This window comes from Angustibacter speluncae (assembly GCF_054777815.1).
The window spans coordinates 1-9,908 of the sequence record NZ_BAAHAF010000024.1; the positions used below are offsets into that span (position 1 = coordinate 1).

The following is a 9,908-nucleotide window of genomic DNA, read 5'->3' on the forward strand; positions in this document are numbered from 1 at the left end:
CGAGTCGTGGAAGCGCGCCGCGACGTCGGCGAAGGCGTCGAGCTGCGCCCGGGCCGCGGGCGCGGCGACTCGGTGCTCGCGCGCCGCCGCCGCCGCCAGGACCTCGCGCTGCTCGCCGCCCTGCTGGTGCTCAACACCCTGCTGTGGGTGGTCGTGGCCGACTGGGGCCTGCGCGCCGCGGCCGCCGCCCTCTCGCTGCTCGCCTGGCCGATCCTCACCGTCCTCGTCTTCGACCGGAGGCCCTCGTCGTGACCGACACCCCCACCGTCCTGGAGCTCCTGCCCGCCGTCGACGTCGCCGACGGGCAGGCCGTCCGGCTCACCCAGGGCGAGGCCGGCACCGAGACCCGCTACGGCGCACCGCTGGACGCCGCCCTGGAGTGGCAGCGGCAGGGCGCGTCCTGGATCCACCTCGTCGACCTCGACGCCGCGTTCGGGCGCGGGTCGAACGCCGAGCTGCTGGCCCAGGTGGTCGGCACCCTCGACGTCGACGTCGAGCTCTCCGGCGGCATCCGCGACGACGAGTCGCTGCGCCGGGCGCTCGCGACCGGCTGCCGCCGCGTCAACCTCGGCACCGCCGCCCTGGAGGACCCGGCCTGGACGGCCCGCGTCGTCGCCGAGCACGGCGACCGCGTCGCCGTCGGCCTCGACGTGCGCGGCACCACGCTCGCCGCCCGCGGGTGGACGCAGGAGGGCGGCGACCTGTGGGAGGTGCTGGAGCGCCTCGACCGCGACGGCTGCGCCCGCTACGTCGTCACCGACGTCGCCAAGGACGGCACGCTCACCGGCCCGAACACCGCGCTGCTGGAGCAGGTCTGCGCCCGCACCGACCGTCCCGTCGTCGCCTCGGGCGGGGTGTCGAGCCTCGACGACCTGCGCGCGCTGCGCGAGCTGGTGCCGGTCGGCGTCGAGGGCGCGATCGTCGGGAAGGCGCTCTACGCCGGGGCGTTCACCCTCACCGAGGCCCTCGAGGTCGCGGGGGAGCGGTGAGGGCGTGAGCGGCCTGCTGGCGCCCGGCGAGTTCGCCGGCGACGACGGCGCCCCGGACGACGCGCTCGTCGCGGCGCTCGCGGCCGCCGACGTCCTGGCCGTGGTCGGGGCGCTCGCGACCGCGCGCGTGTTCGTGCCCGTCGTCGCGGTGCTGGGGGAGACGGGCGAGAGCAGCCTCACCGGCCTCGCGTCGGACAAGAGCGCCGACATGGCGCTGGTCACCCTGACCGCCCCGGACGGTCGGCAGGCGCTGCCCGTCTTCTCCTCCGCCGAGGCGCTCGCCGGCTGGGACGCCCGCGCCCGGCCGGTGCCCGTCCGCGCCCGCCGCGCGGCGCTGTCGGCCGTCGACGACGGCTGCGACCTGCTGGTGGTCGACCCCGGCGGCGCGGGCGTCGTCGTCCCGCGGCCCGCGCTGTGGGCGGTCGCCAGGGACGAGCCCTGGGTGCCCTCGCCGGCGCACCCCGACGTGGTGCGGTCCGTCGCCGAGGTGGCCGAGGCGGTCGGCGCGCACGAGCCGGCGCTGGCCGGCGCCTTCTGCGAACCGGGACGGCGGGCCGAGCTCGCCGTCGTGCTGGCGCTGCGACCGGGGCTCGACCGCGACGACCTGGTCGCCCTCACCACGCGCGTCTCCGAGGCGCTCGCGGCCCGTCCCGAGGTCGCCGACCTGGTCGACTCGCTCGAGCTGCGGGTGGTCCCCGCCTGAGCCGGCTCGCTGGCCTGATGGCGATCCACCCGTAGCCGATCGGTGGACCGCACCGGGCCCCCGGGGCCGCGACGGTGGGGGCATGGCGATCATCGAGGTCCGCGACCTGCGCAAGAGCTACGGCGCCACCCGTGCCGTCGACGGCATCGACCTGGACGTGCACGAGGGCGAGGTGCTCGGCGTCCTCGGCCCCAACGGCGCCGGCAAGACCACCACGGTCGAGACCGTCGCCGGTCTGCGCCGCCCCGACAGCGGCACGGTGACGGTGGCGGGCCTCGTGCCGTGGCGCGACCGGGCCGAGGTCACCCGGGTGCTGGGCGTGCAGCTGCAGAGCGCCGGCCTGCAGGCCCGGCTGACGGCGCGCGAGGCCGTCCGGCTGTTCGCCGCCTTCCACGACGACCCGCTCGACCCGGACGCCCTGCTCGAGCGGCTCGGCCTGCGCGACTCGGCCGGCACGAGGTACGAGGCGCTGTCGGGCGGGCAGCAGCAGCGGCTCGCCATCGCCCTCGCCCTCGTCGGCCGCCCGCGGGTCGTGCTGCTCGACGAGCTGACCACCGGCCTCGACCCGCAGGCGCGACGGGCGACCTGGGAGCTCGTGCAGGACGTGCGCGAGCAGGGCACCACCGTCGTCCTCGTCACCCACCTGATGGAGGAGGCCGAGCGGCTCTGCGACCGGGTCGTGCTCGTCGCCGACGGACGCGTCGTCGCCGAGGGCAGCCCGGACGAGGTGGTCCGCGGCAGCGGCGCCCCGACCCTGCTCACCTTCCGCACCGAGCACCCGGTGCCGGGCCTGGCGGACGCCCTCGCGGCGCTGCCGGGGGTGCGGGCGGCCCGGGTCGCGGGCCCGGACGTCGAGGTCCAGGCCGACGACGACGGCGTGACCGCGGTGCTCGCCCACCTGCACGCCGCCGGCACCGTCCCGCACCGGCTGCGGGTCGTCGACTCCACCCTCGACGACGCCTACCTCGACGTCGTCCGCCGGCTCGCCGACCAGTCCGCCGCCACCACCACCGCCACCGCCACCGCCACGGAGGTCCCCGCATGAGCACCACCACCGCTGCGGCCCCGGCCGCCGCGTCGCGCGCCGGGCGCGCCCGCCCGGGACGGGCGGTGCTGGCCGCCGAGACCCGGCTGTTCCTGCGCGAGCCGTTCTCGCTGTTCTGGATCGCGGGCTTCCCCACGCTGCTGCTGGTCGTGATCGGCCTGGTCCCGCCGTTCCGCGAGCCCGACCCCGGCCTCGGGGGGCTGCGGGTCGTCGACCTGTACGTGCCGATCTCGGTGCTGCTCGCCGTGATCATGGCCTCGGTGCAGGCGATGCCGCAGGTGCTCGCCGCCTACCGCGAGCAGAAGGTGCTGCGCCGGGTCGCCACCACCCCCGCCCGCCCGCGGCACCTGCTGCTCGCGCAGGTGGCGCTGCACGGCGGCGCGGTGCTCGTGTCCGGCGTCCTGGTCGTGGCCGCGGGCACGCTGGTCTACCGGACGCCGCTCCCGCAGGCCCCGCTGCCGTACCTGCTGGCCCTGCTGCTCGCGCTCGCGGCCTCCCTGGCGACCGGCTGCCTGCTGGGCGGTGTGATCACCTCGACCCGGACGGCCGCCGTCGTCGGCACGGCGGTGTTCGTCCCGAGCATGTTCACCGCCGGCGTGTACGTCCCGGTCACCGTGTTCTCGGGGTGGCTGGCCGACGTCGTCGCGCTCACCCCGCTCGGGTCGGCCGCGTACGCGCTCGACGCGGCGGCCCGCGGCGGCTGGCCCGAGCCGGTGCACCTGCTCGTGACCGCGGCCTGGGCCGTGGTCCTCGGGGGCCTCGCGGCGCGATACTTCCGCTGGGAGTGAGGGTGCAGCGGGACGGGGAGGAGCGCGCCGTGGACGACCTGGCGGTGCGCGTCGACCGTCGCGGTGACCAGCTCGTGCGGTACGCGCCGCCGGTGCTGCTCGTCGTCGCCACCGCGGTGTCCGCGGGCACCGCGGGTTTCGTGGGGATGACGCCGACCGAGCAGGTGGTCGCCGCGGCCCTGGTCGTGGTGCTGCTGGCCGGCCACCACCTCCTGGTCGGACGGCGGTGGCGGGCCACCGGTCCCGGCGACCCCTGGTCCGCGGTCTACCTGGTGGGGCGCACCGTCGCCGTGTCGGTGCTCTGCCTGCTCAACCCGTTCTTCTCCCTCGGCGCCTTCGTCGGCTACTTCGACGCCACCCGCTACGCCGCCCGCCGCACCGCCGTCGTCGTCGTGGTGGTCACCGCGGTGACGATGGCCGGGGCGCAGTCCGGCGGGCTCCCGCCCCGCGACCCGCTGCAGGCCGCGGTGCTCGGCGTGCTCGTCCTCGTCAACGGCGGCCTGGTGCTGTTCTTCACCCGGATGCAGCTGGAGCAGGACGAGCTGGCGGAGCAGCGGGTGGCGACCATCGGCGAGCTCGAGGAGGTCAACCGGCGGCTCGCCGAGGCGCTCGCCGAGAACGAGGACCTGCACGACGCGCTGGTGCTGCGGGCGCGCGAGTCGGGTCGCCACGACGAGCGGGAGCGGCTCGCGCTCGAGATCCACGACACGATCGCGCAGAGCCTGATGGGCGTGGTCACCCAGCTCGAGGCCGCCCGCACGCAGGTGCACGACGACCCCGCCGGCGCCCTCACCCGCCTCGACCGGGCGGGCGGGCTCGCCCGGGGGGCGCTGGCCGAGGCGCGCCGCTCGGTCGAGGGCCTGCTGCCCGAGGCGCTCGACGGGTCCGACCTGGTCGACGCCGTGAAGCGGCTCGTCGACGACTGGTCGACCCGCACCGGCACGCCGGCGCAGGCCGTCGTCACCGGGACGGTCCAGCCGGTGCCGCCCGAGGTCGACAGCGCCGTGCTCCGCGTCGTCGGCGAGGCGCTGCGCAACGTCGAGCTGCACGCGGGCGCCTCCCGCGTGGCCGTGACCCTCAGCTTCATGGCCGGCGAGCTCGCCCTCGACGTCCGCGACGACGGCACGGGCGCCGCCGCGCCCGCCGAGGGCCGGTTCGGCCTGCCCGGCATGCGCCGCCGGGCCGAGCGGCTCGCCGTCGAGCGCGTCCTGGAGTCCGCGCCCGGCGCGGGCACGGCGGTGGGCCTGCGGGTGCCGGTGCGCCGTGGCTGAACCGCAGGGTGGAGCAGCGGGCGAGCGGGAGGCCGCGCCGGACGTGGTGCGCGTCGTCGTCGTCGACGACCACCCCGTCGTGCGCGACGGCCTGCGCGGCATGCTCGGCGCCGAGCCGGGGCTGCAGGTCGTGGGCGAGGCCGCCGACGGGGTCGAGGCGCTCGCGGTCGCGCGGCGCACCCGCCCCGACGTCGTGCTGATGGACCTGCGGATGCCCGGCGGTGACGGCGTCACCGCCACCGCCGCCCTGCGCCGCACCGCGGCACCGGGTGCACCGGCGCCGCGGGTGCTCGTGCTCACCACCTACGCGACCGCCCGGGAGGTGCACGCGGCCCTCGAGGCCGGCGCCACCGGCTACGTGCTCAAGGACGCCCCGCGCGAGGAGCTGTTCGGGGCCGTGCGCGCCGCCGCCCGGGGGGAGTCGGTGCTGTCGGCGGCCGCCGCCACCCAGGTCGTCAACCGGCTGCGCGGCGAGGAGGGCTCCGAGCTCACCGAGCGGGAGCTGGCGGTGCTCACCCTGGTCGCCCGCGGCACCCCGAACCGGGCCATCGCCTCGACCCTGTTCGTCAGCGAGGCGACCGTGAAGACGCACCTCGCCCACGTCTTCGACAAGCTCGGCGTCACCGACCGCGCCGCCGCCGTCGCGGAGGGCTACCGGAGGAGTCTCCTCGACTAGTCGGCTCGCTGGCGCTCGCGCAGCCCGGCTCCCACGCCCTGGTCGCCGGGCTGGTCGGTCGGTGGTTCCGCTAGCTCACCCCTCCGGTCAGGCGCTCGCCCGGGCCCTGGCCCAGCGGGTCGGGGACGGGGGAGGCCTCGCGGAAGGCCAGCTGCAGCGAGCGCAGGCCGTCGCGCAGCGAGCGGGCGTGCTGGCTGCCGAGGTCGGGCGCCGCGGCGGTGACCAGGCCGGCGAGGGCCTGGATGAGCACCCGGGCCTCGGCGAGGTCCTGGTGCTCGTCGGCCTGCGGGCCCTCCTCGAGGCCGCACCGCACGGCGGCGGCGCTCATCAGGTGCACCGCGGCGGTGGTGATCACCTCGACGGCGCTCACCTCCGCGATGTCGCGGGCGGCCTGCTGCGCGGCGGCCTGCTCGGCGGCGGCCTGCTCGGCGGCGGGCTGGTCGGGATTGGGTGCGTCCGTGCTCACCGGTGTACCCTTGCACGCAGACCGACCGGGTCCGCCACCGCCTCGCGCGACGACGGACCCGCGTACGTGAAGCGGAGAGCCTCTCTCCCACCCGTCGTCACCGTCCTGGCCCTCGCGGGCCGCAGGTGTCCGGGTCCTGGTCGGCACGGACGGCCCGCCGCCCGTGCAGCGTGCTCGGCGTCCCCCGCGGACGCCGGTGCCCGCGACCTCCCGAGGCCTTCGTCGAGCGTCCGCCGGCGGAGGCCTTCTCCGTCCGGTGGCGGCCCCCCGTACCTGACGACAGGAGCAGCACATCAGCGAGCCCCGCATCAACGACCGGATCCGTGTGCCCGAGGTCCGCCTCGTCGGCCCGGCCGGCGAGCAGGTCGGCATCGTCCGCGTCGAGGACGCCCTGCGGCTGGCGGCCGAGGCCGACCTCGACCTGGTCGAGGTCGCGCCGAACGAGCGTCCGCCCGTCTGCAAGCTCATGGACTACGGCAAGTTCAAGTACGAAGCCGACATGAAGGCCCGTGAGGCGCGCAAGAACCAGGCGAACACGACGCTGAAGACGATCCGGCTCCGGCTGAAGATCGACCCCCACGACTACGCGACCAAGCGCGGCCAGGCCGAGAAGTTCCTCGCCGGCGGCGACAAGGTCAAGGTCCTGATCATGTTCCGCGGTCGCGAGCAGTCCCGCCCCGAGATGGGCTACCGGCTGCTGCAGCGCATCGCCGCCGACCTCGGCGAGCTCGGCTTCGTCGAGAGCGCGCCGCTGCAGGACGGCCGCAACATGGTCATGGTGATCGGTCCGCACAAGAAGAAGGCCGAGGCCAAGGCCGCGGCCCGCGCCGGCAGCAGCAAGGCCCGCCGGCGCGAGCGCGACGAGGCCCCGGCCGACGAGGCCCCGGCCGACGCCGAGCAGACCGCCGAGGCGAGCGAGCAGGTCCCCGACGGCGCGAGCGCCTGAGCGACCACCCAGACCCCGGTCGGCACCGCCGGCCGTCCGTACGACACCGAGGAGAACGGCAGCCATGCCGAAGAACAAGACCCACAGCGGCACGAAGAAGCGCTTCAAGCTGACCGGCTCCGGCAAGGTCATGCGCCAGCAGGCCATGGACGTCCACAAGATGGACTCCAAGTCCAGCAGCCACCGCCGCCGCCTCGAGCTCGACCAGCCGGTCGCGCCCGCGGACGTGAAGCGGATCAAGCGGCTCCTCGGCAAGTGAGCCCCCGCCGGGACGCCGCGCGCGTCCCGGCCCGACGACCCACCCCGGTCGGGCGACCCCGACCGGCCAGAACCTGAGGAGCACCACGTGGCACGCGTGAAGCGGGCTGTCAACGCCCAGAAGAAGCGCCGGGAAGTCCTGGAGCAGGCGAGCGGCTACCGGGGCCAGCGGTCCCGCCTGTACCGCAAGGCGAAGGAGCAGGTCACCCACTCCCTCGTCTACTCCTACCGCGACCGCAAGAAGCGCAAGGGCGACTTCCGCCGGCTGTGGATCCAGCGCATCAACGCCGCCGCCCGCGCGAACGGCATGACCTACAACCGGTTCATCCAGGGCCTCGGCCTGGCCGGTGTCGAGGTCGACCGCCGCATGCTGGCCGAGCTGGCCGTCAACGACGCCCCCGCCTTCACCGCGCTGGTGCAGCTGGCGAAGCAGTCCCTCCCGGCCAAGGCCGAGAACTCCGCGGCCTGAGCCGCCGTCCCGCCCCGGCGGGACCGCACGACCACTGGACGCCCGGATGACCGAGCTGCTGTCGAACCCGCGATCGGAGCGGGTGCGGACGGTGGCGCGGCTGTCCGGGCGTCCGGCGCGTCGGCGGGCGGGCCTGTTCCTCGCCGAGGGGCCGCAGGCCGTCCGGGAGGCCGTGCCCGCGGGCGTGGTGCGCGACCTCTACCTGACCCCGGACGCCGCGCAGCGGCACCCGGAGATCGTCGCCGCCGCCCGCGACCGCGGGGTGGCCGTGCGGCCCTGCACCGACGAGGTGCTGGCGGCGATGGCCGACACCGTGACCCCGCAGGGGCTGCTGGCGGTGTGCACGCCGGTCGACCGCCCGCTCGGCGAGGTGCTCGACCGCGCCCCCCGGCTGGTGGCGGTGCTCGCGCAGGTGCGCGACCCCGGCAACGCGGGCACCGTGCTGCGCGCGGCCGACGCCGCGGGCGCCGAGGCCGTCGTGCTCACCGACGCCAGCGTCGACCCGTACAACCCCAAGTGCGTGCGATCCACGGCCGGCAGCCTGTTCCACCTCGACGTCGTCACCGGCCCCACGCTCGCCGAGACGGTGGCCGGGCTGCGAGCCGCCGGCCTGGCGGTGCTGGCCGCCGACGGCGCGGGCGAGCACGATCTCGACGACCTGCAGGACGCCGCCGAGCGCGGCGAGGGCCCGCTCACCGGTCCGGTGGCGTGGGTGTTCGGCAACGAGGCCTGGGGCCTGCCCGAGGCCGACCGCGCCCTGGCCGACCTGGTGGTGCGCGTCCCGGTGCACGGCCGGGCCGAGAGCCTCAACCTGGCCACCGCCGCCACCGTCTGCCTCTACGCCACCGCCCGCTCCCAGCGCCGACGGCGCTGAGCACGTCGCGCGCTGCGGCTACCCTGCGCGGATGACGGAGCGCGCATGATGGAGCACGCCATCCCGCCCGGCGCGCTCATCAGCCGCGACCACCACCCCGACGGCCTCGTCGTCGCCGGGCCCGACGCCGTGGTCCTGGGCGTCAACCGGGCGGCGGTGCGCTGCACCGGCATCCCGCAGGAGCGCCTGGTCGGGCAGGACGTCCGCACCGTCCTGCCGCTGCAGGACACCAGCGGCCGCCGGTACTGGGACGCCACCGACCCCTGGGGCGGCATCGCGACCCGCACCGGGCACCGCGAGCGGCTCCTGCTGCTCCCGGGCGGCAACGAGCTCCTCGTCACCGCGTCGTACGTGCGCCCGGAGCGGCTCGGACCCGTCGACCGGGTCGTCCTGTCGCTGCGCGACACCGAGTCGCGCCGGCGCGCCGAGACCGACCACGCCGGCCTGATCTCGACCGTCGCGCACGAGCTGCGTTCGCCGCTGACGTCGGTGAAGGGCTTCAGCTCCACCCTGCTGCGGCGCTGGGACCGGTTCACCGACGAGCAGAAGCAGCTGATGCTGCAGACCATCGAGGCCGACGCCGACCGCGTCACCCGGCTCATCACCGAGCTGCTCGACATCTCCCGCATCGACGCCGGTCGGCTGCAGGTGCGCCGCCAGCCGGTCGACCTGCCGGCTGCCGTGCGGGGCCAGGTGGAGCGGGCGCTCGCCAGCGGCAACGGCGAGGCCGACCCGGAGTGGTTCGTCGTCGACGTCGCGGCCGACCTGCCGGAGGTCTGGGTCGACCCGGACCGGCTCGAGCAGATGCTGGCGAACCTGCTCGAGAACGGACGGCGGCACGGCCGCACGCCTGTCCACGTCCGGGTGGCGACCGACCCGGCGTCGTCGCCCGACGAGCCCGGGGTCGAGATCGTGGTCGAGGACTCCGGCGAGGGCATCCCCGAGGCCGACATCCCGCTGGTTTTCAGCAAGTTCTGGCGCGGCGAGCGTCGCGGCGGCACCGGCCTCGGGCTGTACGTGGTGCGCGGGCTCGCGGAGGCGCACGGCGGCCGCATCAGCGTCGGCCGCTCCCGCCTCGGCGGCGCGATGTTCCGGGTGACGCTGCCCGGCGGCGCCCCCGAGCACCTGGCCTGACGCCCCCGTGTCCGGCCCGGCCCGACCACGGGCCGGAACGCGCGCGAAGGCGTCGCGACCCGGTCACTAGGCTCGGGGGCATGTCCGCACCGAACTCCTCGTACGACCCCGTCGAGGTCGCCGCGCTGTCCCCGGAGGCGGTCGCGACCGCCGTGGCCGAGGCGCTCGAGGCGTTCGCGGCGGCGGCCGACCTCGACGCCCTCAAGGCCGCGCGGCTCGAGCACGACGGCGACCGCAGCGCGCTGGCCCTGTCGAACCGCGAGATCGGCGCGCTGCCGCCGGCGGCGCG

Annotated in this window: 13 protein-coding genes and 1 pseudogene; 13 read left to right on the top strand and 1 reads right to left on the bottom strand. The window is 76.4% G+C overall.

Annotated elements, in window-relative coordinates; translation table 11 throughout:
• The 7 genes from ACYVKY_RS02580 to ACYVKY_RS02610 form a co-directional block, all read left to right on the top strand.
• On the top strand, positions 1–252 hold a 252-nt coding region (locus ACYVKY_RS02580), incomplete at its 5' end, for a hypothetical protein (RefSeq protein WP_460433429.1).
• The gene (priA, locus tag ACYVKY_RS02585; RefSeq protein ID WP_460433430.1) at positions 249–989 is read left to right on the top strand and encodes a 1-(5-phosphoribosyl)-5-[(5-phosphoribosylamino)methylideneamino] imidazole-4-carboxamide isomerase; all 741 of its coding nucleotides are present in this window, start codon (positions 249–251) and stop codon (positions 987–989) included. The genes ACYVKY_RS02580 and priA, both read left to right, overlap by 4 nt.
• Before the next feature lie 4 nt (positions 990–993).
• Positions 994–1,692, top strand: coding sequence for an SseB family protein (locus ACYVKY_RS02590; RefSeq protein WP_460433431.1), 699 nt, complete (start codon positions 994–996; stop codon positions 1,690–1,692).
• Between the two features lie 82 nt (positions 1,693–1,774).
• Entirely contained in the window at positions 1,775–2,737 is a 963-nt protein-coding gene (locus ACYVKY_RS02595) for an ABC transporter ATP-binding protein (RefSeq protein ID WP_460433432.1), read from the top strand.
• Entirely contained in the window at positions 2,734–3,525 is a 792-nt protein-coding gene (locus tag ACYVKY_RS02600) for an ABC transporter permease (RefSeq protein ID WP_460433433.1), read from the top strand. Before ACYVKY_RS02595 ends, ACYVKY_RS02600 begins: the two co-directional genes overlap by 4 nt.
• A gap of 29 nt (positions 3,526–3,554) precedes the next feature.
• Positions 3,555–4,796 carry a sensor histidine kinase gene (locus ACYVKY_RS02605; RefSeq protein ID WP_460433434.1) on the top strand — a complete coding sequence of 414 codons (1,242 nt, stop codon included), beginning with the start codon at positions 3,555–3,557 and terminating at the stop codon, positions 4,794–4,796.
• A gap of 43 nt (positions 4,797–4,839) precedes the next feature.
• Positions 4,840–5,472: a response regulator gene (locus tag ACYVKY_RS02610; RefSeq protein WP_460433441.1), complete on the top strand. Its 633-nt coding sequence runs from the start codon at positions 4,840–4,842 to the stop codon at positions 5,470–5,472.
• Positions 5,473–5,542: 70 nt separating this feature from the next.
• Here ACYVKY_RS02610 and ACYVKY_RS02615 read toward each other — a convergent pair whose 3' ends face one another.
• A complete protein-coding gene (locus tag ACYVKY_RS02615; protein ID WP_460433435.1) occupies positions 5,543–5,938 on the bottom strand; it encodes a DUF1844 domain-containing protein in 396 nt (131 codons plus the stop codon).
• A 325-nt stretch (positions 5,939–6,263) separates the two neighbouring features.
• Between ACYVKY_RS02615 and infC the strand changes: the two genes are divergently transcribed.
• The 6 genes and pseudogenes from infC to ACYVKY_RS02645 all read left to right on the top strand — a co-directional run.
• Entirely contained in the window at positions 6,264–6,884 is a 621-nt protein-coding gene (infC, locus tag ACYVKY_RS02620) for a translation initiation factor IF-3 (RefSeq protein ID WP_460433436.1), read from the top strand.
• A gap of 64 nt (positions 6,885–6,948) precedes the next feature.
• Entirely contained in the window at positions 6,949–7,143 is a 195-nt protein-coding gene (rpmI, locus tag ACYVKY_RS02625) for a large ribosomal subunit protein bL35 (protein WP_460433437.1), read from the top strand.
• Positions 7,144–7,230: 87 nt separating this feature from the next.
• On the top strand, positions 7,231–7,611 hold the full coding sequence (gene rplT / locus ACYVKY_RS02630; RefSeq protein ID WP_460433438.1) for a 50S ribosomal protein L20: 381 nt from the start codon (positions 7,231–7,233) through the stop codon (positions 7,609–7,611).
• Between the two features lie 46 nt (positions 7,612–7,657).
• Complete coding sequence (locus tag ACYVKY_RS02635; RefSeq protein ID WP_460433439.1) at positions 7,658–8,485, top strand: TrmH family RNA methyltransferase; 828 nt, start codon at positions 7,658–7,660, stop codon at positions 8,483–8,485.
• 45 nt (positions 8,486–8,530) lie between these two features.
• The gene (locus ACYVKY_RS02640; RefSeq protein WP_460433440.1) at positions 8,531–9,619 is read left to right on the top strand and encodes a sensor histidine kinase; all 1,089 of its coding nucleotides are present in this window, start codon (positions 8,531–8,533) and stop codon (positions 9,617–9,619) included.
• A gap of 80 nt (positions 9,620–9,699) precedes the next feature.
• Positions 9,700–9,908: pseudogene (locus ACYVKY_RS02645) on the top strand (phenylalanine--tRNA ligase subunit alpha); the annotation flags it as partial.

Bases quoted from the DNA above. Each gene is read 5' to 3' on its own strand.
- ACYVKY_RS02595 (WP_460433432.1), top strand. From the start codon at position 1,775: ATGGCGATCATCGAGGTCCGCGACCTGCGCAAGAGCTACGGCGCCACC.
- rpmI (WP_460433437.1), top strand. From the start codon at position 6,949: ATGCCGAAGAACAAGACCCACAGCGGCACGAAGAAGCGCTTCAAGCTG.
- ACYVKY_RS02600 (WP_460433433.1), top strand. From the start codon at position 2,734: ATGAGCACCACCACCGCTGCGGCCCCGGCCGCCGCGTCGCGCGCCGGG.
- ACYVKY_RS02635 (WP_460433439.1), top strand. From the start codon at position 7,658: ATGACCGAGCTGCTGTCGAACCCGCGATCGGAGCGGGTGCGGACGGTG.
- ACYVKY_RS02640 (WP_460433440.1), top strand. From the start codon at position 8,531: ATGATGGAGCACGCCATCCCGCCCGGCGCGCTCATCAGCCGCGACCAC.